At 49.7% G+C, this 26127-nt stretch carries 20 protein-coding genes and 1 other annotated feature; all 20 genes read left to right on the top strand.

All coding sequences use genetic code 11. From position 1 onward, the window contains the following. Window positions 1-85 precede the first annotated feature (85 nt). Window positions 86-1375 (top strand): trigger factor, encoded by a 1290-nt coding sequence (gene tig, locus ASG81_RS03185; RefSeq protein ID WP_056629143.1) that lies wholly within the window; start codon window positions 86-88, stop codon window positions 1373-1375. 230 nt (window positions 1376-1605) lie between these two features. Further along, window positions 1606-2199, top strand: a complete 594-nt coding sequence (gene clpP, locus ASG81_RS03180) for an ATP-dependent Clp endopeptidase proteolytic subunit ClpP (protein WP_056629141.1) — start codon at window positions 1606-1608, stop codon at window positions 2197-2199. A 16-nt stretch (window positions 2200-2215) separates the two neighbouring features. After that, a complete protein-coding gene (clpX, locus tag ASG81_RS03175; RefSeq protein ID WP_056629139.1) occupies window positions 2216-3472 on the top strand; it encodes an ATP-dependent protease ATP-binding subunit ClpX in 1257 nt (418 codons plus the stop codon). Window positions 3473-3668: 196 nt separating this feature from the next. Next, on the top strand, window positions 3669-4778 hold the full coding sequence (gene ispG, locus ASG81_RS03170; protein WP_056629135.1) for a flavodoxin-dependent (E)-4-hydroxy-3-methylbut-2-enyl-diphosphate synthase: 1110 nt from the start codon (window positions 3669-3671) through the stop codon (window positions 4776-4778). 247 nt (window positions 4779-5025) lie between these two features. Beyond that, window positions 5026-6729: an ATP-dependent protease LonB gene (lonB, locus tag ASG81_RS03165; RefSeq protein WP_056629133.1), complete on the top strand. Its 1704-nt coding sequence runs from the start codon at window positions 5026-5028 to the stop codon at window positions 6727-6729. Between the two features lie 37 nt (window positions 6730-6766). Beyond that, the gene (lon, locus tag ASG81_RS03160) at window positions 6767-9136 is read left to right on the top strand and encodes an endopeptidase La (RefSeq protein ID WP_056629131.1); all 2370 of its coding nucleotides are present in this window, start codon (window positions 6767-6769) and stop codon (window positions 9134-9136) included. Then, window positions 9133-9720 carry a ribosome biogenesis GTP-binding protein YihA/YsxC gene (gene yihA, locus ASG81_RS03155; protein ID WP_056629128.1) on the top strand — a complete coding sequence of 196 codons (588 nt, stop codon included), beginning with the start codon at window positions 9133-9135 and terminating at the stop codon, window positions 9718-9720. Before lon ends, yihA begins: the two co-directional genes overlap by 4 nt. A 199-nt stretch (window positions 9721-9919) precedes the next feature. Continuing rightward, on the top strand, window positions 9920-10510 hold the full coding sequence (locus ASG81_RS03150) for a hypothetical protein (RefSeq protein WP_056629125.1): 591 nt from the start codon (window positions 9920-9922) through the stop codon (window positions 10508-10510). A 379-nt stretch (window positions 10511-10889) separates the two neighbouring features. Then, window positions 10890-11288, top strand: coding sequence for an adenosylmethionine decarboxylase (speD, locus tag ASG81_RS03145; protein WP_056629118.1), 399 nt, complete (start codon window positions 10890-10892; stop codon window positions 11286-11288). A 199-nt stretch (window positions 11289-11487) separates the two neighbouring features. Continuing rightward, window positions 11488-12870, top strand: coding sequence for a glutamyl-tRNA reductase (gene hemA, locus ASG81_RS03140; RefSeq protein WP_056629116.1), 1383 nt, complete (start codon window positions 11488-11490; stop codon window positions 12868-12870). Between the two features lie 22 nt (window positions 12871-12892). Further along, a complete protein-coding gene (gene ccsA, locus ASG81_RS03135; protein WP_056629112.1) occupies window positions 12893-13705 on the top strand; it encodes a cytochrome c biogenesis protein CcsA in 813 nt (270 codons plus the stop codon). 35 nt (window positions 13706-13740) lie between these two features. Beyond that, complete coding sequence (locus ASG81_RS03130; protein WP_056629108.1) at window positions 13741-14385, top strand: precorrin-2 dehydrogenase/sirohydrochlorin ferrochelatase family protein; 645 nt, start codon at window positions 13741-13743, stop codon at window positions 14383-14385. Next, window positions 14382-15356 (top strand): hydroxymethylbilane synthase, encoded by a 975-nt coding sequence (gene hemC, locus ASG81_RS03125; RefSeq protein ID WP_442952800.1) that lies wholly within the window; start codon window positions 14382-14384, stop codon window positions 15354-15356. The genes ASG81_RS03130 and hemC overlap by 4 nt, the downstream gene beginning before the upstream one ends. Window positions 15357-15361: 5 nt before the next feature. Next, window positions 15362-16915, top strand: a complete 1554-nt coding sequence (cobA, locus tag ASG81_RS03120) for a uroporphyrinogen-III C-methyltransferase (protein ID WP_235548712.1) — start codon at window positions 15362-15364, stop codon at window positions 16913-16915. A 17-nt stretch (window positions 16916-16932) separates the two neighbouring features. Next, entirely contained in the window at window positions 16933-17931 is a 999-nt protein-coding gene (gene hemB, locus ASG81_RS03115) for a porphobilinogen synthase (RefSeq protein WP_056629100.1), read from the top strand. Window positions 17932-17935: 4 nt separating this feature from the next. Continuing rightward, window positions 17936-19237 (top strand): glutamate-1-semialdehyde 2,1-aminomutase, encoded by a 1302-nt coding sequence (gene hemL / locus ASG81_RS03110; RefSeq protein ID WP_056629098.1) that lies wholly within the window; start codon window positions 17936-17938, stop codon window positions 19235-19237. A gap of 12 nt (window positions 19238-19249) precedes the next feature. Beyond that, window positions 19250-20254, top strand: coding sequence for an RluA family pseudouridine synthase (locus ASG81_RS03105; protein ID WP_056629097.1), 1005 nt, complete (start codon window positions 19250-19252; stop codon window positions 20252-20254). An 89-nt stretch (window positions 20255-20343) separates the two neighbouring features. After that, on the top strand, window positions 20344-21648 hold the full coding sequence (locus ASG81_RS03100) for a LysM peptidoglycan-binding domain-containing protein (RefSeq protein WP_056629095.1): 1305 nt from the start codon (window positions 20344-20346) through the stop codon (window positions 21646-21648). Window positions 21649-21764: 116 nt separating this feature from the next. Further along, window positions 21765-22005: a binding site (T-box leader), on the top strand. A gap of 57 nt (window positions 22006-22062) precedes the next feature. Further along, window positions 22063-24705, top strand: a complete 2643-nt coding sequence (locus ASG81_RS03095) for a valine--tRNA ligase (protein WP_056629092.1) — start codon at window positions 22063-22065, stop codon at window positions 24703-24705. A 31-nt stretch (window positions 24706-24736) separates the two neighbouring features. Next, a complete protein-coding gene (locus tag ASG81_RS03090) occupies window positions 24737-26122 on the top strand; it encodes a bifunctional folylpolyglutamate synthase/dihydrofolate synthase (protein ID WP_056629091.1) in 1386 nt (461 codons plus the stop codon). Window positions 26123-26127: the final 5 nt, after the last annotated feature.

The raw sequence follows: 26127 nt of genomic DNA, 5'->3' as shown, positions 1-26127 counted from the left end.
TCTGGCCCAGCTTGTTTATAATAGAATGGTTTATGAAACGTGATAACTAAAATGCATGAGCATTTTTCGGAGGGGAAGGCATAAAATGAAAGCAACATGGGAAAAAATAGACAAGAACATCGTGTCAATCGACGTGGAGGTAGAAGCGGAGAAAGTCGCTGGTGCTCTTGATCAGGCTTTTAAGAAAGTGGTTCAAAAAGTAAACGTACCTGGATTCCGTAAAGGTAAAGTACCGCGCGGCATTTTCGAATCCCGTTTTGGAATTGAGAGCCTGTACCAGGATGCAATTGACATTCTGTTGCCGGATGCTTATTCCGATGCAGTAAAAGAACATAATTTAGAGCCGGTTGACCGTCCTGAGATTGATGTTGAGCAGTTCGCAAAAGGCGAAATTTTCAAATTCAAAGCAAAAGTTATCGTTAAGCCTGAAGTAACGCTTGGCGAATACAAAGGCTTGGAAGTTGAAGCGGTCGCATCCGAAGTTACGGAAGAGGAAGTTGCAGCTGAGCTGGAGCGTTTGCAGCAGCGTCATGCTGAGCTTTCTGTTATTGAAGAAGGCGCTGCAGAGAACGGCGATATCACGGTTATCGATTTCGACGGCTATGTAGACGGCGAACAATTCGAAGGCGGAGCAAGCGAACGTTATTCGCTTGAGCTTGGTTCGAATTCCTTCATCCCTGGCTTCGAGGAGCAAGTTGTCGGCATGCAAATCGGCGATTTCAAGGACGTTGAAGTAACGTTCCCTGAAAGCTACCACGCAGAGCATCTTGCAGGCAAGCCTGCTGTGTTCAAAGTGAAGCTGCACGAAATCAAACGCAAAACGCTTCCAGCTCTTGACGATGAGTTTGCCAAAGACGTTAGCGAGTTCGATACGCTTGAAGAGTACAAGCAGGATCTCGTAAGCAAACTGAAAGAGCGCAAAGACCAAGAAGGCGAGCAAGCTCGCGAAACAGCTGTTGTTGATAAAGCTACGGCAGCGGCAGAAGTTGAAATTCCAGAGCCGATGATCGTTTCTGAAACAGACTACATGATCAAGGATTTTGAGAGCCGTCTTAAAATGCAAGGCATGAACATGGAGCTGTACTTCCAATTCTCCGGTCAAAACGAATCCGTACTTCGCGATCAAATGCGCGGAGATGCTGAGAAACGCGTTCGCAACAACCTCGTTCTTGACGCAATCGCTAAAGCTGAAGGAATTGTTGCAAATGACGAGGATTTGAATGAAGAGCTTGAAAAGCTGTCCAAAGCGTACAACCGTCCTTCCGAGGAGCTTCGTGAAATTTTCACGAAAAACGGCAACCTGAACAGCCTGCAAGAAGATATCGAGCTTCGCAAAACAATTAAGTTCTTGCTTGAAAATAGCAAAACGGTTTAATCGCTCACATAATCAAAATTAAATAAATCGTTTGTCTCAAGATAAGGCACGTCATTGGTACGTGCCTTATTTTGACCCTACATATGAAAATGTGCTTGCCGTGGAGGCTAATCTCCGTACATAACGAACGGCCGTCGCCGTATACTGTATTATCGGAAAAATGACATCACTACGACGACGTGTTACAATAAGTAAGTAACCAAAGTCATAAACGAAAAGAGGTTGGTCGCATGAATCTGGTACCGATCGTAGTCGAACAAACGAATCGCGGAGAACGTTCTTACGATATTTACTCCCGTTTGCTGAAGGACCGTATTATTTTCCTTGGGAGCGCAATCGATGATGATGTAGCAAACTCCATCATTGCACAGCTGCTGTTTCTGGCGGCCGACGATCCGGAGAAAGACATTCATCTGTACATCAACTCTCCCGGCGGCTCCGTGACTGCGGGAATGGGTATTTTTGATACGATGCAATATATTAAGCCTGAGGTGTCCACGATTTGCATGGGCATGGCAGCAAGCATGGGCTCGCTTCTGCTAACAGCGGGCGCGAAAGGCAAGCGCTTTGCGCTTCCTAATGCAGAGGTTATGATTCACCAGCCACTTGGCGGCATAAGCGGTCAAGCTTCTGATATCAAAATTCATGCGGACTGGATTTTGAAAACGAAACAAAAGTTAAATCAAATTTACGTAGATCGCACCGGACAGCCTTATGAAAAAATCGACCGCGATACCGACCGTGACAATTTCATGAGCGCGGAAGAGGCTCTTGCCTACGGTTTGATTGACAAGGTGATTACTGCACCGGTATCGACGATTTAATCGAAGGGGTGATAACATGTTTAAATTCAACGACGAAAAAGGCCAATTGAAATGTTCGTTCTGCGGTAAATCGCAGGATCAAGTGCGTAAATTGGTTGCCGGTCCCGGTGTCTATATATGCGATGAGTGTATCGAATTGTGTACCGAAATTGTTGAGGAAGAACTCGGCAACGAGGAAGAGCTTGATCTTAAGGATATTCCAAAACCGAAAGATATCCGGGCTATTCTGGACTCGTATGTCATCGGCCAAGAGTTTGCAAAAAAATCGTTGTCTGTAGCGGTATATAACCATTACAAACGGGTTAATTCCGGAAGCAAAATTGAAGACGTCGAATTGCAAAAGAGTAATATTTTGCTGTTAGGCCCTACGGGCTCCGGTAAAACATTGCTTGCTCAAACGATGGCGAAAATTTTGAACGTTCCTTTTGCTATCGCTGATGCTACCTCGCTTACGGAAGCGGGCTATGTCGGCGAGGACGTTGAGAACATTTTGCTCAAGCTCATTCAAGCTGCCGACTATGATGTGGAAAAAGCGGAGCGCGGCATCATTTATATCGATGAGATCGATAAAGTGGCGCGCAAATCGGAAAACCCTTCTATTACGCGCGACGTGTCGGGCGAGGGCGTTCAACAAGCGCTTCTAAAAATATTAGAAGGTACCGTAGCATCCGTTCCGCCGCAAGGTGGTCGTAAGCATCCGCACCAAGAGTTCATTCAAATTGATACGACGAACATTTTGTTCATATGCGGCGGCGCGTTCGACGGGCTTGAGTCTTTGATCAAGCGTCGTATCGGTAAGAAGGTTATCGGCTTCAGCTCCACAGGCGAATTGCAGAAGGATTTGAAAGCTGGCGAATACCTAACGATGGTATTGCCTGAGGATCTGTTGAAATTCGGGCTTATCCCGGAGTTTGTTGGACGTCTGCCAATCATTTCAACGCTCGAGCCGCTTGATGAGCCGGCACTCGTTCGGATTTTGTCCGAACCGAAGAACGCCCTTGTGAAGCAGTACCAAAAATTGCTTGAGATGGACAACGTGAAGCTTGATTTCGAGCCGGCTGCGCTTGATGCCATTGCGAAGGAAGCGATCAAGCGGAACACAGGCGCCCGCGGCTTGCGTGCGATTATCGAAAGCATCATGCTTGAAGTGATGTACGAGGTGCCGTCACGCGATGACCTGAGTACTTGCTTAATAACCGAACAAACGGTTCAAGACAAAATTATGCCTGAGCTTACTGCTAAGAAGAGTAAGAAGAAAGAAGAGAGCGCATAAACAAGCGTTCAACGATAAGAGAATATAAGTTTACGTTTTTACGCAGTTTATATTTTCACCGCGAAACGAGCTCTGCCGCCATTTGACGGCTACAGCCGTTTACGCTTGACTACCGTCATTGTTTCCACCCAGCCGCGCGGTTATTTTTGCCGCCAGTCAAAGGGTGGACTTTGACGTTCATGGGAGAGATAAGCTTATGTACTTACGTCAAGATACGGCAGCGGTTAAAGTCGGTGATCTTACGATTGGCGGCAGCAACGAAGTTATTATTCAAAGTATGTGTACGACGAAGACTGCGGATGTGGAAGCGACTGTCGCGGAAATATTGCGCCTTGAGGAAGCCGGCTGCCAGGTTGTCCGGGTAACGGTTAATAATAAAGAAGCTGCAGATGCGATCAAAGAGATTAAGAAGCGCATTCATATTCCGCTTGTTGCGGACATTCATTTTGACTATCGTCTAGCGCTGCTGGCCATCGAGAACGGCGTGGACAAGGTTCGGATTAATCCGGGCAATATCGGCCGCCGCGAGCGGGTGGAAGCGGTTGTAAAGGCTTGCAAGGACAAGGGGATTCCGATTCGGATAGGCGTTAATGCCGGCTCGCTGGAAAACCATCTACTGGAAAAGTATGGTTATCCGACGCCGGAAGCAATGGTCGAGAGCGCACTCTTTCATATCGGTATTTTGGAGGAGCTTGATTTCCACGATATTATTGTTTCGCTAAAAGCGTCCGACGTGCCGATGGCGATTGCTGCATACAGCATGGCGGCAGAAAAAATCAAGTATCCCTTGCATCTTGGCATTACGGAAGCAGGCACGCTGCATACCGGCACCATCAAAAGCTCGGCAGGCATCGGCGCATTGCTGGCGCTTGGAATCGGCAATACGGTACGGATTAGCCTTAGCGCTGACCCGGTTGAAGAGGTTAAGGTCGCTCGCGAGCTGCTGAAAACTTTCGGGCTTATTACGAACGCGGCCACGCTGGTTTCATGTCCGACATGCGGCCGCCTGGATATCGATCTGTTCTCCATTGCCAATGAAGTTGAGGATTATATCGCCAAAATTAAAGTGCCGATTAAAGTTTCCGTGCTCGGCTGTGCCGTTAACGGCCCTGGCGAGGCTCGCGAGGCTGATATCGGTATCGCAGGAGCTAGAGGAGAAGGCATGCTGTTCCGTTACGGGGAAATGATTCGTAAAGTGCCGGAAGCTGAGCTTTTAAACGAGCTTAAGAAGGAAATCGACGAAATCGTACGCGTGTTTGAAGCGACCGGTGAAATTCCAGGCCGCAAGCATCATACACCGGCCTAATCGAATAAGAGGCTTATTTGCGTCAGGTTATTGACGTGAGTAAGTCTTTTTTTTTTGTTCTTTTAAAGCGGTTCGTCCGCTTCCTTTCCAGGCCCGCGAAAAATAACTGCACTAACGGTTATTACCACTTTGTAGAGGCAATACTATCAATTACGGATGCTTATTACGGATAGGTTGCTTATATGAACATAAGCCTGTACTACTAAGACGGCTTCAGCCGTTTTCGCTTGAGAGGAGCGGATTATTAATGAGTTTAAGTGTTATATTGATGTTGATTCAAGTTTTTTTTGCTGTCGTTATTGGCTTGTATTTCTGGAACTTGCTGCGCAATCAGAAGACGAACCGCTCAGCAGTTGACCGGGAATCGCGGAAGGAGATGGACAAGCTGCGGAAGTTAAGGAGCGTATCGCTCACGAAGCCTCTTGCAGAGAAGACTAGACCGCAGGCGCTGCAGGACATTGTAGGTCAGCGCGATGGACTGCGTGCCTTGAAGGCGGCGCTGTGCAGCGCAAACCCGCAGCATGTCATCATCTATGGTCCGCCGGGAGTCGGGAAGACAGCTGCTGCGCGTGTCGTGCTGGAGGAGGCGAAAAAAAATCCTTCCTCGCCGTTTTTGCCAGAGGCGAAATTTACAGAGATCGATGCGACAACCGCGCGTTTTGATGAGCGCGGAATAGCCGATCCGCTCATCGGCTCGGTGCATGACCCGATTTATCAGGGGGCTGGCGCAATGGGCGTAGCAGGTATTCCTCAGCCAAAGCCGGGTGCTGTTACGAAGGCGCATGGCGGAATTTTGTTTATTGACGAAATAGGTGAATTGCATCCGGTACAAATGAATAAATTATTAAAGGTGCTAGAAGACCGTAAAGTGTTTCTGGAGAGCGCCTATTACAATTCAGAGGATTCGAATATACCGGTGTATATTCATGATATTTTCCAAAACGGCCTGCCTGCTGATTTCCGTCTTGTCGGAGCGACAACCCGTTCGCCGCAGGAGATTCCGCCAGCCATCCGTTCACGCTGCATGGAGGTGTTTTTCCGTCCGCTGCTTGCTGAGGAAATTGGATTGGTTGCGGAAAATGCAGTCAAGAAAATCGGCTTTGCGCCTTGTCCTGAAGCGATTGAAGTCGTCAAGCGTTATGCGACAAACGGACGTGAAGCTGTAAATGTCATTCAGCTTGCAGCCGGCGTCGCTTTATCGGAGAAGCGGGATAGCATTTCTGCGGGCGATATGGAGTGGGTCGTGAATAGCAGCCAAATTCCGCCCCGTCCCGATCGCAAGGTGCCGGAAGCGCCGCAAATCGGTTTCGTGAACGGACTTGCCGTGTACGGACCGAACATGGGGACGCTGCTTGAGATTGAAGTGAGCGCGATCCCGGCGACTGCCGGAAAGGGGCAGTTCACCATTACCGGTGTCGTTGACGAGGAAGAGCTGGGAGGCGGATCGCGTACGCTTAGAAGGAAAAGCATGGCAAAAGGTTCGGTTGAAAATGTGCTGACCGTATTAAGGCGCATTGGGCTGAAAACGCAGGACTTCGATTTGCATATCAATTTTCCCGGGGGCACGCCAATTGATGGTCCGTCTGCCGGAATCGCAATGGCTACGGCTATTACATCAGCGATTAAAGGTATTCCGATCGATAACAAGCTGGCGATGACCGGCGAGGTTGGCATTCATGGAAACGTTAAGCCCGTTGGCGGCGTATTAGCCAAGGTTGAGGCAGCATTCCAAGCCGGCGCGAAGACGGTCATCATCCCGAGAGAGAACTGGCAGGCGATTTTCGCGGATTTGGAAGGCCTTAAGGTCATTCCGGTTGAAAAAGTGGAGGAAGTGTTTAAATACGTGTTTCCGGTTGCCGAAGTATCTCCTGTGCGGGTGGACGCCCCGCTTGGAACAGAACTTTTTATCGCTTCTGCCGTTCCATATTTGCAGGCTGATTCCGTAGAATGATAAACTAGGGTAGACGTTAATATTTGGAGGTGCTGGTGTGGGACCTAGTAAATCGAAAGGTCGTCGGCTGCCCTTGCTTCCGCTCAGAGGGCTACTCGTATATCCCAGCATGGTGCTTCACCTTGATGTGGGTAGGGACAAATCGGTACGAGCGTTAGAGCGCTCGATGGTCGAAGATCATATGATATTGCTTTGTTCACAGTCTGAAGTGAACATTGAGGAGCCGACGGAGGAAGATATATATAAAGTCGGCACTATCGCAAAGGTAAGGCAAATGCTGAAGCTGCCTAACGGTACGATTCGCGTGTTAGTGGAGGGGGTCTCGCGCGCGGAGATTTTGGACTATTTGCCGAATGACGAGTTTTACGAGGTAATGGCTAAAGAGCTGCCGGAGCAGGAAACGGATGATCCTGAAGTGGATGCCCTTATGCGGTCCGTCTTAAATCAATTCGAGCATTATATTTCATTGTCGAAGAAGGTAACGCCGGAAACGTATGCGGCTGTATCTGATATCGATGAACCGGGACGGCTTGCGGATGTTATTACGAGCCATTTATCGCTCAAAATCAAGGATAAGCAGGACATACTTGAAAGCGTCGATGTCGGAGAGCGATTGGAGAAGCTGCTCGATATATTGAACAACGAGCGCGAGGTGCTTGAGCTCGAGCGAAAAATAAACCAGCGCGTCAAGAAACAAATGGAGAAGACGCAGAAGGAATATTATTTGCGCGAGCAGATGAAGGCGATTCAGAAGGAGCTCGGCGAGAAGGAAGGACGTGCCGGCGAGGTCGATGAACTGCGGTCACAGCTGGCTGAATCGGGCGTGCCGGAGCTGGTGAAGGAGAAGATCGAGAAGGAAATCGACCGTCTTGAGAAAATGCCGTCTACCTCGGCGGAAGGCGGCGTTATCCGCAATTATATCGATTGGCTGCTGTCCTTGCCATGGAATAAGACGACGGATGATGATCTGAACCTGAGTAAGGCAGAAGCGATACTTAATGATGACCACTACGGCCTTGAGAAGCCGAAGGAGCGGGTGCTTGAATATTTGGCGGTGCAGCAGCTCGTCAAACAGCTGAAGGGTCCGATTCTTTGTTTGGTAGGGCCTCCAGGCGTCGGCAAAACGTCGCTTGCCCGTTCTATCGCCAAATCGCTTGGCCGTAAGTTTGTACGCATCTCTCTCGGAGGCGTGCGTGACGAAGCGGAGATTCGCGGTCACCGCCGTACTTATGTAGGCGCTATGCCGGGAAGAATCATTCAAGGCATGAAGACGGCCGGCTCGTTAAATCCTGTGTTCCTGCTCGATGAAATCGATAAGATGGCCATGGACTTCCGTGGAGACCCCGCTTCGGCGCTTCTAGAGGTGCTTGATCCGGAACAAAACAATACGTTCAGCGACCATTTTGTCGAGGTGCCGTTTAATCTGTCCAATGTAATGTTCGTGACGACGGCTAATGCGATGCACAATATTCCACGTCCGCTGCTGGATCGGATGGAGGTCTTGTATATTCCTGGCTATACCGAGCTCGAGAAGCTGCAGATCGGTATGCGTTACCTGCTGCCGAAGCAGAAGAAGGAGCACGGATTAACAGAGGAGCAGCTCATCGTATCGGAAGAAGTGCTGCTGCAGCTCGTTAGGGAGTATACGCGTGAGTCCGGCGTCCGTAATTTGGAACAGCAAATCGCAGCCGTCTGCCGGAAGGCGGCGAAGCATTTTGTATCTAAGGAACAGACGGAATCAAATGAGCCGCTTGAGGTTACGAGTGAACTTCTCAAGGAATGGCTGGGACCTGCTAAGTTCCGCTATGGCCTTGCGGAGAGCGAGAATCAGATAGGTGCGGTTACCGGACTTGCGTGGACAGAGGTGGGCGGAGATACGCTTGTTATCGAGGTATCGGTAATGCCGGGTAGCGGAAAGCTGACGTTAACTGGTAAACTAGGTGATGTCATGAAGGAATCTGMTCAAGCGGCATTCAGCTATACGCGCTCGAAAGCGATTGAGCTGGGCATAGATCCAAGCTTCCATGAGAAAAATGATATTCATATTCATATTCCGGAGGGAGCCATTCCAAAGGATGGTCCATCGGCAGGCATTACCATTGCAACAGCACTTATTTCGGCTCTTTCTAATCGCTATGTAAATAAGGAAGTAGCGATGACAGGCGAAATAACACTTAGAGGCCGCGTACTTCCGATTGGCGGCTTGAAGGAAAAGTCGCTCGCCGCGCATCGCGCAGGCATCCGCAAGGTGCTGTTGCCGAAAGAAAATGAACGGGATCTAAGGGATATTCCCGATAGCGTACGCGATGATATGCAATTTTTTCCTGTCAGTCATATGGATGAAGTGCTGCAGCACGCGTTGCTTCCGGTTCAAACGGGGGAGAAGGCAGGTACACCGATTTTATGAAAATTACACAAGCTCAGTTCGTCATCAGCGCAGTAAAACCACATCAATACCCAGAGGACGCCTTGCCAGAGATAGCTCTGGCAGGGCGTTCGAATGTCGGAAAATCTTCATTGATTAATAAACTGATTTTACGTAAAAACTTAGCTAGAACGAGCTCGCAGCCAGGCAAGACGCAGCAGCTCAACTATTACCGGGTTAACGACCTGATTTATTTGGTTGATTTTCCGGGCTATGGCTATGCAAAGGTATCAAAAACGCAGCGCGAGCAATTTGGTGAAATGATTGAACGTTACATTCGCGACCGGGAACCGCTCAAGCTTCAACTGCTTGTCATCGATATTCGTCATGAGCCGTCTCAGCAGGATCAACAAATGTATAAATGGCTGAAGCATTACGAAATTCCGACCTGCATCGTTGTAACGAAGGCGGATAAAATTCCGAGATCGAAGTGGGACAAGCATATCAAGATGATTAAAAAAACGATTGAAGCTGACCCGCGCGATTCCGTCGTATTATTTTCCTCGGAATCCGGACTGGGACGGGAGCAGCTTTGGGAGGTCATAACGGAAGCGATTGCTACATGAGGTAGCAAGTGCAGCAAGTTCTTATATAAAGCAGAGTATTCAGTGAAAAAGTCGGCATTCCTCGTGAATTCTACCGTTATTCTGTGGAATATGCGTAAATATCGGGGATGGGCGGCAGGAATAAAATGCTCGGATCACGTATAATATATGTAAGCAACAAGACCAAAGCGTGCAAGTTCAAAGAATTGAGGAGATTTTTATGGCTAAGCGGCTAGCCACAGAGTATGTAAATGCCAAACTGCAATTGACGAATGAAGAGATGGCTGAGTTTATCCGTTTATTCGAAGAGCAACAAATCCGCCTTCAGGTACTAGTGCTCGATAATGGAAATCAGGAGCTCGTTCTCGAAGATGTGGCAGGGAGGGAAGAAGTCCGACTGACCTTTGAGCGTCAACAAGACTATTATGTATGCGTACTATCTTGCCGTCTTGTACAACCAAGGCTGACCAATGCCATGCGAAAAGCATTATCTGCTTTCCGCGGCAACGCGATCGTCAACCGAATCTATAGTCATTATACGATGATCTATCATTATAAGAATGGTTCCGTTCACCAAATTGTCGAAAGCTCCAATACAGGCGAGCGTGTCGTGTTCGAGTTTAAGGATACGCTAGGTCAATTGGAACGTGTATTCCACAGTCGACTGATCGAGCATGAGATCGGCTTGGTGGCAAGTGCAGTCAATGAGCTGCTTGACCTTCGCAACCAAACGAAGGTCGCGGAGGAGATTGCCAAAATCGATGAGCGCTTATCAGATTTGACGCATAAGCTCTTCGTTCTAGAAGCTTAATGCCGTAGAGTAAGTGTAAAGAGCATAGAGGAGTCGCTGCTGCGGCTTCTTTTTTTATTTCTGATAGTAAATCGATTTAAAAATAATATGGCGGGATGACCGTCAGCCCATTGCGCGATAAGCTGTCACGTCATACAATGAAAACGGAGCCGGCGACGAAATGCCATTTTCATCCTTTGAAAAAAAACTGTTGCAATTATCACGGATAGATGTTATTTTTATTCTCGTTGAAAAGATTGTTGATGATAATAATAGGAACCAGGATTCACTCAGGACATAGTTATGTTGCGAGAGATTAATCCCTCGGGAAGTGAATGACGTAGGTCCTAGCGGATGAAATTTTTCAAACATTTTATTCCTAGGAAGGGGGAACCGGAAGATGGAATACTCAACTTTCGGAAGACACGTTGCTGTTGATACTTGGGGTGTAGACTTTGATCTACTGAACAGCGCTGAATTTTTGCAATCACACATGGTAGAGGCTGCTGAAGCATGTGGTGCTACTGTATTGTCGGTTCAAGCGAAACAATTCGATCCTCAAGGCGCAACTGTGCTCGTGCTGCTGTCGGAGAGTCACCTCTCGATTCATACGTATCCTGAGAGAGGATTTGCCGCACTGGACTGTTACACCTGCGGTGAAACTGTAGATCCTCAGCTTGCGATCGACTATATGCTCGCTGTACTGAAGCCAAAAGCGACATATGCGAAGAAGCTTGTACGCGGTATGGGCGAACTGCAAGTGGAAGAGCCAAAAATGAAGAAAACAGAGCTCGTTTAAGAGCTTTAATATTTATCGGTCATAGCGAAATAACCATGGATTGCATCCATGGTTATTTCTTTGTATGAAAAGGGAATAATGAATCTGTACATTTCAAATATTATTCATAAATGAACATTATCTGAAAGTCTAAATATGCTATAATAATCGGTAACATCAATGGCAGATACGCACTAGAGAAGGAGGCAGGTGACCGCGCATGCACATTATCGCAGTAGGACTGAATTATCGAACAGCTCCCGTAGAAGTAAGAGAACAGTTTGCGTTCGCGGAACGGGATTTACCGGAGGCAGTACTGCAGCTCATTCAGACACAAAGCATAATGGAATGTGTCATAGTAGCGACCTGTAATCGTACGGAGCTATATGCAGTTGTAGACAGGCACCATCTATGCGGGCATTACATTCGGAGCTTTATGGAGAAGTGGTTTAAGTTGCCTAGAGAGCAATTTACGAACCATTTATATATGTACGAGGATGAGAAGGCAATCGATCATTTATTTCGGGTCACGAGCGGGCTTGATTCGATGGTCATTGGTGAAACGCAAATATTAGGCCAAGTGAAAAATGCCTTTCTGCTCGCTCAGCAGCAGAAGACTACGGGTACCGTTTTTAACATGCTGTTTAAGCAAGCCGTCACAATGGCCAAGCGTGCTCATTCGGAGACGACGATCGGTGAATCGGCGGTTTCTGTCAGCTACGCTGCGGTTGAGCTTGGAAAACGGATTTTTGGCCAATTCAGCAAAAAAACGGTGATGGTCATCGGTGCGGGCGAGACGAGCGAGCTTACGGCTAAGCACTTGTACGCGAACGGTGCTGACCGCGTTGTTGTCGTAAATCGGACTTACGAGCGGGCGGCTAAGCTGGCGGACAAGTTTAACGGCTATGCGTGGTCCATGGAGGAAGCGGCCGAGAAGCTGCACGAAGCGGACATTATTATTAGCTCTACAGGCTCGGATGGATTCGTGCTGACACGCCAGCAGGTTGCTGCTGCGATGCAGCGGCGAAAAGCGAAGCCGCTTTTCATGATCGATATTGCGGTTCCGCGTGATTTGGATCCTTCGATTGCCGCAGTCGAGAACGTATTCTTGTACGATATTGATGATCTGGAAGGCATTGTGGAGAGTAACCTGGAGCATCGCCGTCAGGAGGCTGCCAAAATCGAAGCCATGATCAGCGAGGAAATTGATCTGTTTGAGCAATGGTATAAAACGCTTGGCGTCGTACCTCTTATTAGAGCACTGCAAACGAAAGCGGCAAGCATTCATGAGGAAACGATGAATAGCTTGACCAATAAGCTGCCTGACCTTGACGAGCATGAGCTCAAGGTCATCCGCAAGCTAACGAAGAGCATTGTTAATCAAATGATGCAGGATCCGATTATTCGCATCAAAGAAATGGCCGGCGAGAAACGATCAGACGATGCGATGGATATGTTCGTCAAGCTGTTTGCGCTGGAGAATGAGCTTGTTAAGACGCGTCAAGCGGAGCTTGAAACGGCAACAGATACTGTCGCTGCAGCAAAAAAGAAAAACGTTCAACCCCATGCAGCCGCGGCGGTATTAGCACCTATTACAAGATAGAGGGCCGCAATGTGGAGGAGCTATGGTGACGCAAAACTTTTTATATGATGCGATACTTTATATTTACGCCCTGAGCCTGCTGTTTTATTTCTCCGACTTTATGAATGCAAGTCGGAGAGCAAAACGGATAGGTACAGGGCTGCTTATTTTTGTTTGGGTTTTACAGACTGGTTATCTTGTTTCCCGCATCGTATCCCATCTGCAAATGACCGCTGTAACGGCGTTTGAGTACTGGTTAGGCTTTTCCTGGCTTTTAGTCACGATATCGTTAGTTATTAACCGGTTTATAAAAATTGATTTTGTCGTGTTCTTTGTAAATGTAATCAGCTTTGCGGTGTTAGCGCTCAACCTCTACAGCAACCCTGGTGAAGGCGAATCGCTTGCGGTTTGGGAAACGACAAGAGATCTGTTATACATTCATATCAGCCTCGTACTCTGCGCATACGCGGCACTGACGCTTGGAGCCTTATTCGCTGGAATGTATATGTTTTTGCATAATCAGTTAAAACGAAAGCGATGGACCAACTTCGTGCGTCGGCTGCCGAGCTTAGACATCATTGAGCGCTATGGGGATCGGGCGGTCATTATCGGCGTCCCGCTGCTGGCGATGTCGCTCGCAATAGCGGTGACCTCATTGCTCGTCGAAGGGCGGGCTGCGCTGCTGCTTGATTGGAAGGTGCTGTCTTCATTTGGAACCTTGATCATGTATATTATTTACGTCTATCAGAGAGCAAGGCTGAAACGGCCCGGCTTTCAATTGGCAAGGTTGTATATTTTCTCATTCAGCTTGCTTCTCTTAAATTTATTTTCCAATTATTTTTCCTCATTTCATTAATGAGTCGAACGAGTTAGCTGGGAGGTACTGCCTCAATGAATGGATTTTATCCGGTCGTTTTACAGCTGAAAGGCAAACGGTGCGTTGTCATTGGCGGCGGCGGCATCGCTCAGCGAAAGCTGATGGGGCTTTTGGAAGCAGGAGCCGATGATGTATGGGTAATCAGCCCTTCGTTCACAATGGCAATTGAGAACTTTGCCTCTGAGGGGAAGATCCGCAGCTTGCAGCGCGAGTACAGGGAAGCTGACCTGTTAGGAGCATGGCTGGTTTTTGCAGCAACAAATGATAACCGGGTTAATGCGGCGATAGCGGCTGAAGGGGAACGGCTTGGCATTTTGGTAAATGCGGCGGATGAATCGAGCAGCGGCTCATTTATTTCTCCCTCCATCGTCAGGCGGGGAGATTTATTGCTTGCTGTTACCGCTTCGGGCGCAAGTCCCGCTTTGTCGAAGCGAGTTAAGCAGGAGCTGGCAGAGCAATATGGACCGGAATATGAAGAAATAACTGCGCGGCTTCGCCGCTTGCGTGAACGAGCACGAAGCAGGATACTTGATGAACAGGACAGGCAGAACGTGCTGAAGCTTGCGGCCGAAGAGGTCTTGCAGCAGAAGCGGAACAACATTGACATAGATGAGTGGCTGCAAAGCCTGCTTCATCGGATAGACAGGGGGCTTACATAGTGGCAACAACAAATCAGAGGCAGCGAGTGATCGTTGTAGGAACAAGGCAAAGCGCACTCGCATTGACACAAACGGGACAAGTCATCGATGAACTGAAACGAATCAGCGAAAAGCATGGCTTCGATTATACCTTCGAGGTGAAAAAAATAGTGACAAAGGGTGACCGCATACTCGATGTCACACTGTCCAAGGTTGGCGGCAAAGGTTTATTCGTGAAGGAGATCGAACAAGCGCTCGTTGACGGGGTAATTGATTTGGCCGTTCACAGCATGAAGGACATGCCTTACGAGCTGCCGGAAGGGTTAATGAATGGCGCGATTCCGAGGCGTGTCGATCCAAGAGATTGCCTGGTCATGCGCCAGGGAAGCAGCATGGATGATTTGCCCCTTGGCGCGCGTGTGGGAACGAGCAGCCTGCGTCGTTCGAGCCAGCTCAAAAACGCGAGGCCGGATCTTCAACTGGAATCCATTCGAGGAAACATCGATTCCCGTATTCGTAAAATGGAAACCGAAGGCTTGGATGCGGTTGTGCTCGCCGCTGCAGGGCTTACGCGCATGGGCTGGCAGGACCGCATTTCCTCGAATATACCTGTAGATGTATGCCTGCCTGCTGTAGGTCAAGGCGCACTAGGCATTGAATGCCGCGAGAACGACGAGCAGATTCGGGAATTGCTGGCACTAATCAACGATAACGAGACCGAGCTGACTGTACGCGCTGAGCGCAGCTTTCTGGGCACTCTGAACGGTGGCTGCCAAGTACCGATTGGCGCATATTGCGTGCTCGGCGAAGAAGATGAAGGCCCTAACGGGAAGCGCCAGCTCGTAATGACAGGGATGGTCGGCTCGCCAGACGGCTCAACGATTCTGAAGGAAATAAAGCAGGGTACGGACCCTGAGCAGCTTGGACGGGATGTTGCAGCTGCGCTCATAGCACGCGGTGCAGACCGCATTTTAGCTGAAATTGGGGGATGACAAGCTTGGATAAGGGGAAGGTTTATTTGGTTGGCGCCGGACCAGGAGATCCGAAGCTGATTACTGTGCGCGGACTTCAATGCTTAGAGGATTGCGACGTTGTCGTATACGATCGTTTAGCAAGCCCTAGGCTGCTTCGGCATGTAAAGCCGGGTACGGAGCAGATTTACGTCGGCAAGCTGCCAGACCGACATACGATGAAGCAGGAGGAGATTAACCAGCTCCTTGTGGACCTGGCGCTGCAAGGCAAGACGGTTACCCGTCTGAAAGGCGGCGATCCTACGATTTTTGGACGAGTCGGCGAAGAGGCGGAGCTGCTGTATGATAACGGGATTGAATTCGAAATCATACCCGGCATCACTTCGGCAATCGCCGTCCCCGCTTACGCGGGCATTCCGGTCACGCACCGTGACCTCGCTTCATCCTTATCCATCATAACAGGACATGAGAGCCCGGATAAGCTGGACCGCTCCATTCATTGGGATAAAGTAACGAATGCAACGGGAACCCTTATTTTCCTGATGGGTGTCTCTAAGATAGGATACATAGCCGAGCAGCTTATCAAGCATGGCAAACCGCCTCAAACGCCGGTTGCGCTCATCCGCTGGGGAACTAGAGTCGAGCAGCGTACCATTGTCGGCACCCTTGAAACGATTGAGGCGATCGTCAGAGAGGCTAACTTCCAGCCGCCTGCCGTTATCGTCGTTGGCGAGGTTGTTTTGCAGCGCGAGAAGCTGCAATGGTATGAGAAAAAGCCGCTCTTCGGCTTGCGCGTGCTTGTTACGCGCGCCAGAGCGCAGGCGAGTGAGCTTGCGGATCAGATTGAAACGCTAGGCGGAGAGCCCTGCGAGTTTCCCGTTATTGAGACGATCGAGCCTTCTGATCCGGCTGTCATTGAATTACTGCGTGAGCAGCTGGAGCAGGCGGAGCAATATCAATGGCTCATGTTTACAAGTGTGAACGGCGTAGAGTTTTTTTTCGGATGGCTTCGTAAATTTCAAATCGACATCAGAAGGTTTATTGGAGCCAAAATTGCAGCGGTTGGTCCGAAGACGGCAGAAGCACTTGCGCAGCGCGGCTTAATGGCCGAAGAGCTGCCTGTGAAATTCCACGCGGAAGGGCTGCTTGAGCAGCTTGGTCCGCAGCTGAAGGCCGGTGAAAGAGTGCTGCTGCCGCGAGGCGATCTGGCACGTGAAGTATTACCGCGCGAGCTGAAGGCTAAGGGGCTTATTCCTACGGAAATAGACGTGTATGAAACGGTGCTGGCAGATCAACAGGATGAGCTGGCACTCGATTGGATACGCGAGAAAGAGATTCACATGATCACATTCACGAGCTCGTCCACGGTGACAAACCTGCTGGAGGTATTGAGACGCAAGGGGATATCGAATCCCGTTGAATTGCTTGCGGACATTCCGGTTGCGAGCATTGGTCCCATTACAACGCAGACGGCTGTTGAAGCAGGCTTGAAGGTTGCGATTGAGCCGGAAGATTCAACGCTGGACGGGCTGCTCCAGGCAATCGTCGATTATCAGCTGAGCAGCAAGCCATTACAGTAAGGGAGGAATAATGAGCTATGAGTTTTCCGACAGTCAGAAATCGCAGATTGCGCAAATCGTCCGCTCTCCGGAGCCTGGTTAGGGAAACGGTGCTGAGCGCAAATGATTTTATATATCCGATCTTCGTTACTTATGGTCAAAACATTAAAGATGAAATTCCTTCGATGCCGGGTGTGTATCATTTCTCCATGGATCGCTTGGAGGAAGAAATTCGCGATGTCGTAGCTGTCGGCATTCAATCCGTTCTATTATTCGGCATTCCAGAGCATAAGGACGCAATAGGCACTTCCGCGTATGAAGCGAACGGTATTGTTCAGCAAGCGATTAGAGCTGTCAAAGAGTGGGCGCCGGAGCTCGTCGTCATTGCGGATACCTGCCTATGCCAATTCACCGATCACGGTCATTGCGGAATCGTTCATATCCACGAGGAATCCGGAATAGCTGAAGTCGATAACGACTCTTCCTTGGATCTGCTTGTACAGACTGCCGTGTCGCAAGCGGAGGCCGGAGCTGACATGATCGCGCCTTCGAACATGATGGACGGCTTTGTGCTCGCCATTCGCGAAGGGCTGGATGAAGCAGGCTTTAGCGATATTCCAATTCTTTCGTACTCTGTAAAATTTGCTTCGGCTTATTACGGCCCATTCCGTGATGCCGCTCATTCGGCGCCGCAGTTCGGCGATCGCAAGACGTACCAGATGGACCCTGCCAACGTGCGCGAAGCGCTGCGCGAAGCGGAGACAGATATTGCCGAGGGAGCAGACATGCTTATGGTAAAGCCTGCTCTAGCCTACTTGGATATAGTAAGACTGCTTAAGGATAAATTTAATTTGCCTGTTGCCGCATATAACGTAAGCGCAGAATACTCGATGGTGAAAGCCGCTGCTGCCAATGGATGGGTTGATGAACGTGCGATCGTTCTTGAAACCTTAACGGGCATGAAGCGTGCTGGCGCAGATCTGATCATTACGTACCATGCTAAGGATGCGGCTCGTTGGTTGAGAGGAGAGGGGTAAGCAGATGAGTGACCGGTCGGGTCTTAGAAATGACGCACGCTCGGTGGCTGCATTCGCAAGAGCGAAGCAAGTCATACCAGGCGGAGTGAACAGTCCCGTTAGAGCGTTTAAATCAGTTGGCTTGAACCCTGTATATATGGAGCGGGGCCAAGGCAGCCGCATATATGATATCGACGGTAACAGCTACATCGATTACGTTGCTTCATGGGGTCCTTTAATTATGGGACATGCCCATCCGGAAGTAATTGAGGCGATTAAAAAAACGGCTGAGAAAGGAACGAGCTTTGGCGCTCCGACCGAGCTTGAAACGTTAATGGCTGAGCTCGTTTGCGAGCGTGTTCCTTCGGTTGACATCGTTCGTATGGTTAACTCCGGCACGGAAGCGACGATGAGTGCATTAAGGCTTGCGAGAGGCTACACGAAGCGCAGCAAAATTTTGAAATTCGAAGGCTCGTATCACGGTCATGCGGACAGCTTGCTGATCAAAGCAGGCTCGGGCGTTGCGACGCTAGGCTTGCCTGATAGCCCCGGCGTTCCAGAGCATGTGGCTATACATACAATTACAGTGCCTTACAACGATATTGAATCGGTGAAGCTCGCATTCGAGAAGTTCGGCGAGGAAATCGCTTGCGTCATCGTTGAGCCGGTTGCAGGCAATATGGGCGTTGTGCCGCCATTACCCGGATTTTTGCAAGGACTGCGGGATGTAACGGTTCAATACGGCGCCGTTCTTATTTTTGACGAGGTTATGACGGGTTTCCGCGTCGGCTACAGCTGTGCGCAAGGTCTTTATGATATCAAGCCGGATTTAACCTGCTTCGGCAAGGTTATTGGCGGCGGCTTGCCGGTGGGCGCTTACGGCGGAAAACGCGAGCTAATGGAACTGATCGCCCCAAGCGGACCGATTTATCAAGCGGGAACGCTGTCAGGTAACCCGCTGGCGATGACTGCAGGCTACACGACGCTGAAGCTGCTTACGCCGGAGGTTTACGAGCAGCTTGAGCGTCAAGCGGTTAGACTTCAGCTAGGGTTTGAAGCGAATGCCCGCAAGCATGGTGTTGCGAGTACGATCAATCGTGTAGGCTCGATGGTATGCCCGTTCTTCACCGATACGTTTGTCATTAACTACGATACGGCAAAAACATCCGATCTTGAACGGTTTAAGACGTATTTTGCATCGATGCTCGATTTGGGAGTTAGCATTGCTCCTTCTCAGTTCGAAGGCATGTTCGTCTCTGCGGTTCATACGAATGAGGATATCGATGCAACGGTCGAAGCCCATGATATCGCGTTTAGTCGACTGTAGGAGGAAAGCGAAATGATCAATGGGCAAGCAAAGCGGAAGGGGCAGTGGCTTGAGCTGGATTGGTCAGCTCTCGATTCTGAGCCCGCTTCTGCAGCCATTGATCCCGAAACGGAAAAGGAGCCGGCAGATTCGCCGGAGCTTGCACAGCCGCGGGCTGGCAGTCATCCGCATGCTGTGCGGCAGTGGCTGCTGGCCCGTTCCTTGTTTCCGCCAAAGTGGATCAACCGGTTGTTTTCTATTGGAGGCATTCAGTGGAACGGCAATATGCTGGAGCTGTTAGCCTTTCCGCCCGTAGACCCGCAAAGTGACGGTTTGTATCGCAGAGCGTCAGCGCCCGCTGACAGGGAGGCGCCTGCTGTCATTTATGAGGATGATTTTTGCATCGTGTTCGACAAGCCTGCAGGGATGGCCGTGCACGAAGGCGCTCCCGGGCAAACCGGGACCTTAGATGAGGCGGCCGCCAGACATCTGTTAAGCAAGGGCGATCCGCTTAACGTGAGGCATATTCATAGACTTGATGATGATACGTCCGGTCCTGTTTTATACGCCAAAAATGATTTGGCGCAGTGGAAGCTCGATGAGGCGATGCGGGCGAAGGTCATTGACAGGCACTATATCGCAGCGGTACACGGACGAATGTCAAGGTCATCCGGCACGATAAACCTGCCGATCGGGAAGGACCGGCATCACCGTGCAAGACGCCGCGTCTCGGAAAACGGAGAGCAGGCTATTACGCACTACGAGGTTATTAAGGCCAGCTCCCAGCTATCATTAATTAGAGTGAGGCTGGAAACTGGACGAACCCATCAAATAAGAGTTCATATGAGCCATATCGGCCATCCGCTAGCCGGAGACGCTTTGTATGGAGGGGATTCGCGTTTACTTAGGCATCAGGCGCTGCACGGGGAAAAACTGATTTTTCCGCATCCATGGACGAATTCCCTTATCGAAGCAACCTCGCCTTGGCCGCAATGGCTGATGCGGCTTTCAGAAAACATACCTACCCGTTCAAAATGATAGTCATGCTCCTGCCCTACCTGCCATATAGATAAGTAGTGAATGTAACGTTAGCCCAAGCATTCAGTACGAGAGGGGAGGACTAAGGCGTGTCGGATCAAACTAACGGATTACGCTTTGATGTGTACGAGCGCGTCCATTTGCCCGATGATGTTGCGGCAATTGACGAGCTGGAGGAAATTGAGCTTGTTCCCCGTATTCAAGTAATCGATCAGGGGGATCATGCCGTGCTTAGAGGACAACTGCTCTTGAGCGGGGTTTACAGGAGTCAAAATGATTCCGAAAATTCACAGACGCTTGAGCACTGGATACCCGTCGAGATAACGCTGCCGATGAACCGTATATCACGACTGGACGATATTTCGATCGAAATTGATAATTTCGACGTCGATTTATTGTCTGCCCGCACTTTAAACATTACAGGTGTCCTTTCCTTGCGAGGCATCACCGCTCAGCCTGTTCAGGAGCAGGAGGAATTATGGCGGGAAGAACCGTTCACTGTCGTGCATCAACGGGAAACCTATGATGAACAAGCTTCACAATTTTATAACAGTCAGAACGCCGATCATGAACAGCCGTACATACCGGAGCAGAACTATTTTGCTGCGCAAGAGGATTACTCTTTCCAGCAGAAGCCGGAGATGTCGGATGAAACAGATGCTACAGTAAAGATATCAGCTGCAGCGTTTGACACAGGATGGTCATCCTCCCAGTTGTTCGCTGCAAAGGCACAGCAGTCTGAAGGAGAAGCAGCAGAAGAGGAAGAGGGTCGGGATGTTGAGCAAGAAATTCCGTTAGCCTCACAGCAACCGAGTGATGAGGGCTGGCTGGCGACATCCCAAGCGTTCTCGCCTTTTTCTTCTGATTTTTCACAAGATGAAGCATCATTCCCGGACTCGCAGCAAGCTCATGAGCAGGAACGAGCGGAGCTTGAAGCGAAGGAGCCGATGAAGAACGCTCCGATTGCAGAAGCTTTTGCGCCTCAGGAGCCGGTTCCCGGACAGGAAAAGCAGGAGCTTCGCATCGCGCTAGCAGGCAAGCAGTCTCAAGAGAGCAGCGGATTGGCGGCTGATGTCGGTTTTCACACGCTGCTTCAGACTAGCAGGCGGGAGCAAGCGGCTCGTCAGGCCGCAGAGAAGGTCGTCGCTCAGCAGCGGGCGGTTGAGGAAGCGATTGCGCAAGCATCGGGTGATGAGATCGAGTGGAAAAATTTATTTTTAGGCAAGCGTTCGGAGGATACGGAATTCCGCAAAATTCGGATGTGTATCGTACAGCGGGATGAGACGCTTGATGTTATCGCCTCACGTTACAGCTTGCATCCGAGAGAAATACTCAATTACAACCGTTTGGACGACTCCGGCGTGTCGGAAGGACAGCTGTTATACATTCCATAGCGCTCAAGAATGATGAAAATGCCCTTATTACTCATAAACAGGAGTAATAAGGGCATTTGTTATGTGAGTTTGGTTGACTCAGACGGTTAACAAAGGTATGATTGAATATATGCGTTATAACGACGTTGAAGGGGAATAGTACGCAGCAAAGCCTTCAGAGAGTGGAACCGTTACGCTGAGAGGTTCTGCAGGAAGTGACTGCTACGAGTCGCCCCGGAGTTGCCTGGATCAAGTAGGAGCAGACTGTGCTCTACCGAAGTCAGGCCGGCCGCAGCCGTTATCTGTTTGAGTGCTGTGCGAATATCGTTCGCATGGAACAAAGGTGGTACCACGGAAGCTAAACCTTTCGTCCTTTATGATAAGGGCGGTAGGTTTTTTTTGTTTTTGTAGATCGATTTATGGAGGATGGAACGAATGTCAGAAAATCAAACGACTACTGCAATGCCAACAACTTATGATCCTAAGGCAGCAGAGCAGAAATGGTACGATTATTGGATGCAGGGCCAATATTTCGAGGCAGGCAAACGCCCGGACGCGCAAACGTATACGATTGTAATCCCGCCTCCAAACGTTACCGGAATGCTGCATATTGGGCATGCGTTAGATTTTACGTTGCAGGATATATTGATCAGAACGAAGCGGATGCAGGGCTATGATGCGCTTTGGCTGCCAGGCACAGACCATGCGGGCATAGCGACTCAGACAAGAGTGGAGCAGAAGCTGCGGGAGCAAGGGATCTCTCGTTACGACCTTGGACGGGATGCTTTTCTCGAAAAGGTATGGGAATGGAAGGAAGAGTACGCAAATACGATTCGCGAGCAATGGGCTAAAATGGGGCTTTCTCTTGATTATTCGAGAGAGCGCTTCACGTTGGACGAAGGCCTCTCCAAGGCAGTACGCGAGGTTTTCGTACGTCTCTACGAGAAGGGGCTTATCTACCGCGGCAAAAAAATCATTAACTGGGATCCAGCCGCACGCACGGCTCTTTCCGATATTGAGGTAGAGCACAGGGAGATAAACGGGCATCTGTATCACTTGCAATATCCTTTGAAGGACGGCTCCGGCTTCATTACGGTAGCGACGACCCGTCCAGAGACAATGCTGGGCGATACGGCTGTAGCCGTTCATCCTGAGGACGAACGCTATAAGCATCTGATTGGCCAAATGATCGTGCTTCCGGTTGTCGGGCGTGAAATTCCGATTATCGCGGATGAATACGTAGATAAGGAATTTGGCTCGGGTGCTGTGAAAATAACGCCGGCGCATGACCCGAATGACTTCGAGGTTGGCGAGCGTCACAGCCTGCCTCAAATTACCGTAATGGATGAGACAGGAACGATGAACGCTGAAGCAGGTCCGTACCAAGGCATGGACCGCGCTGATTGCCGCAAACAGCTAGTTAAAGATTTGCAGGAACAGGGCGTATGTATTCAAATAGAGGATCATGTGCATCAGGTTGGACACAGCGAGCGCAGCGGCGCCGTTGTAGAGCCGTACCTGTCCACACAATGGTTCGTTGCGATGAAGCCGCTGGCTGAAGCGGCGATTGCAGCTCAAAAGTCAGGCAAGGGTGTTAACTTCGTACCGGAGAGGTTCGAAAAAATTTATTTGCACTGGATCGAAAACGTACGCGACTGGTGTATTTCCAGGCAGCTATGGTGGGGTCATCGAATTCCGGCTTGGTATGACGAAACGACTGGTGAGATGCATGTATCCCTCGAGGATATGGAAGGAGACCACCTCACCCAAGATAACGACGTGCTCGATACGTGGTTCAGCTCTGCGCTATGGCCGTTCTCAACGCTCGGCTGGCCGGATCATACGGAAGACCTGAAGCGCTTTTATCCGACGGATGTGCTCGTTACGGGCTATGATATCATTTATTTCTGGGTTGCGCGGATGATTTTTACGGCACTTGAGTTTACTGAGCAATCTCCGTTCAAGGACGTGTTGATCCACGGCCTCGTACGTGACTCCGAAGGCCAGAAAATGTCCAAGTCGAAGGGTAATGGCGTCGATCCGCTTGAGGTTATCGAGAAATACGGCGCAGATGCCATGCGTTATATGATCTCGACAAGCAGCACGCCGGGACAGGATTTGCGCTTCCGCTGGGAGAAGGTTGAGCAGGCGCGCAACTTCGCGAACAAAATCTGGAACGCATCGCGATTCGCGCTGATGAATCTGGAAGGCGTTGAAGCGAAGGACATCGATATTACCGTTAGCTTGGGAACGGCGGATCGCTGGATACTGCATCGCTTGAATGAAACGGTTCGCGATGTCACCCGTTTAATTGACAGCTACGAGTTCGGTGAAACTGGACGCTTATTGTACAACTTCATCTGGGATGACCTGTGCGACTGGTATATCGAATTCGCTAAGCTTAGCCTATACAATACGGATGAAGCAGCGAAAAAAGCAACACAATCGGTACTTGCTTACGTGCTAGATCGGACTCAGCGTCTCATTCACCCGTTTATGCCTTATATCAGCGAAGAGATTTGGCAGCATTTGCCGCATATTGGCGATACGATTACAATGGCAGAATGGCCGGTGTATGATAAAGCGCTTGAGGCACCGGATGCAGTGAAAGAAATGGAGCTATTAATGGAGATGATCCGTGCGGTGCGCAATATCCGTGCGGAAGTAAACGTACCGATGAGCAAGAAGATCGAAATGCTGATTAAGCCTTCAGGTGAAGCGGAAGCAGCGATTTTGTCCCGCAACGAAGAATTTATCAAACGTTTCTGCGGTACGTCTAAGCTGGAAACGGGCTTGCATATTAGCGCGCCTGACAAAGCGATGACAGCTATTCTAACAGGAGCCGAGCTTTACTTGCCGCTTGCCGGCTTGATCGATATCGCGCAGGAAATCGCCCGTCTGGAGAAGGAACATCAGCATTTGAACGCTGAGGTAGAGCGGGTTGAGAAGAAGCTTGGCAACGAGGGATTCGTAGCGAAAGCGCCGGCTAAGGTTATTGATGAGGAACGCGCCAAAATGAATGATTATGCAGACAAACGCGATAAAGTGCTGGCTAGAATTGCGGAATTGCGCGGATAACGCTGCAAAAACGGAAGAAGGATCGAATCGAATGACGGATCAAACAAAAGAGCAGCGGCAAGCAATGCCGCTGCAATCTTACCAAGAAGCGGTTGCATGGATTACAGGTCTCATTCCATTTGGCATTCGTCCAGGTCTTGAGCGGATCGAGAAGCTGATGGAGCTGCTGGAAAATCCGCATCGCAGACTGAAGTTTATTCATATTGCAGGAACGAATGGCAAAGGTTCAACTTGCGCTTATTTAACAAGCGTGCTGCTTCGAAGCGGATATGATGTAGGAACGTTTACGTCGCCGTATATAACGAAGTTTACGAACCGGTTCCAATATAACGGAGTCGATATCGAAGAAGAGACGCTTCTAAAGCTGGCAAACGAGGTGAAGCCCCATGTTGAAGCACTTGCGGAGACGGAGCTCGGTTCACCGACGATGTTCGAGGTGTCTACAGCGCTTGCCGTGCTTTTCTATGCCAAGGTTACATATCCCGATTATGTCGTATGGGAGACAGGACTAGGCGGCCGTCTCGACGTGACGAATATCGCACATCCGGTCGTTTCGGTTATTACGAATATCGGTCATGATCATATGGACCGGCTTGGCGATACGATCGCTGCCGTTGCTAGCGAGAAGGCAGGCATTATTAAAGCAGGAATTCCGGTCGTCAGCGCGGTATCCCAGCCCGAAGCGATTGAAGTCATTAAACGGGTTGCAGCCGAGAAGCAAAGCACGCTCTACTTGCTTGGCGAGCAGTTTCATGAAACGGTGCTGTCGGTTCGCGAGGATGAGCAAATCTTCCGCTTTGATAATTTGTTCCGCAGCATCGAGCCGCTCACGATCACGCTTAACGGCGCGCATCAACGCACTAATGCGGCAGTAGCCGTTATGACCCTTGAGGTGCTGCGCCAATACAATGCGCTTGTTGTCGAGGATGATGTATTGGCGGAAGGGCTTCGTGCAGCTGCTTGGCCGGGACGTCTAGAGATGGTTTCGAAGCAGCCTCGGATTTTGATCGATGGCGCCCATAATCCGGAAGGCGCAGAATCGCTCGCTGACGCGTTAGTAAACACCTACAAGTATGATCGTTTACATCTTATGATGGGTATGCTGGAGAATAAGAATCATCAAGATGTTCTTAAGCATATACTACCAATAGTGGATACGCTTATTGTGACCGAGCCTGATTTCCGGATGAAAAAAGAAGCCCGCGCTATGGCTGATGTGGTACTGGAAATGCAGCAGCAACAGCCGGATAAGTATCGTTTCGAGCTGATCGTAGAACAGAATTGGCAAACAGCTTTACAAAAATTACAACAGTTAACCGGGGATACAGACCTTGGGGTCGTGACAGGCACGCTTTATTTAATAGCTGACGTTCGCTCCCGCATATTGTACAACTCGGATTCTGAAAAAGGTTGGTGAACCGT

The organism is Paenibacillus sp. Soil522 (assembly GCF_001428245.1).
Taxonomy (GTDB): domain Bacteria; phylum Bacillota; class Bacilli; order Paenibacillales; family Paenibacillaceae; genus Pristimantibacillus.
The sequence above is the reverse complement of the archived record's forward strand: the minus strand, read 5'-3'. Positions and strand labels throughout refer to the sequence as shown.

Coding starts and splice junctions, on each gene's coding strand:
- tig (WP_056629143.1), top strand. CDS start 86: ATGAAAGCAACATGGGAAAAAATAGACAAGAACATCGTGTCAATCGAC.
- clpP (WP_056629141.1), top strand. CDS start 1,606: ATGAATCTGGTACCGATCGTAGTCGAACAAACGAATCGCGGAGAACGT.
- clpX (WP_056629139.1), top strand. CDS start 2,216: ATGTTTAAATTCAACGACGAAAAAGGCCAATTGAAATGTTCGTTCTGC.
- ispG (WP_056629135.1), top strand. CDS start 3,669: ATGTACTTACGTCAAGATACGGCAGCGGTTAAAGTCGGTGATCTTACG.
- lonB (WP_056629133.1), top strand. CDS start 5,026: ATGAGTTTAAGTGTTATATTGATGTTGATTCAAGTTTTTTTTGCTGTC.
- yihA (WP_056629128.1), top strand. CDS start 9,133: ATGAAAATTACACAAGCTCAGTTCGTCATCAGCGCAGTAAAACCACAT.
- ASG81_RS03150 (WP_056629125.1), top strand. CDS start 9,920: ATGGCTAAGCGGCTAGCCACAGAGTATGTAAATGCCAAACTGCAATTG.
- speD (WP_056629118.1), top strand. CDS start 10,890: ATGGAATACTCAACTTTCGGAAGACACGTTGCTGTTGATACTTGGGGT.
- hemA (WP_056629116.1), top strand. CDS start 11,488: ATGCACATTATCGCAGTAGGACTGAATTATCGAACAGCTCCCGTAGAA.
- ccsA (WP_056629112.1), top strand. CDS start 12,893: ATGGTGACGCAAAACTTTTTATATGATGCGATACTTTATATTTACGCC.
- ASG81_RS03130 (WP_056629108.1), top strand. CDS start 13,741: ATGAATGGATTTTATCCGGTCGTTTTACAGCTGAAAGGCAAACGGTGC.
- hemB (WP_056629100.1), top strand. CDS start 16,933: ATGAGTTTTCCGACAGTCAGAAATCGCAGATTGCGCAAATCGTCCGCT.
- hemL (WP_056629098.1), top strand. CDS start 17,936: ATGAGTGACCGGTCGGGTCTTAGAAATGACGCACGCTCGGTGGCTGCA.
- ASG81_RS03105 (WP_056629097.1), top strand. CDS start 19,250: ATGATCAATGGGCAAGCAAAGCGGAAGGGGCAGTGGCTTGAGCTGGAT.
- ASG81_RS03095 (WP_056629092.1), top strand. CDS start 22,063: ATGTCAGAAAATCAAACGACTACTGCAATGCCAACAACTTATGATCCT.
- ASG81_RS03090 (WP_056629091.1), top strand. CDS start 24,737: ATGACGGATCAAACAAAAGAGCAGCGGCAAGCAATGCCGCTGCAATCT.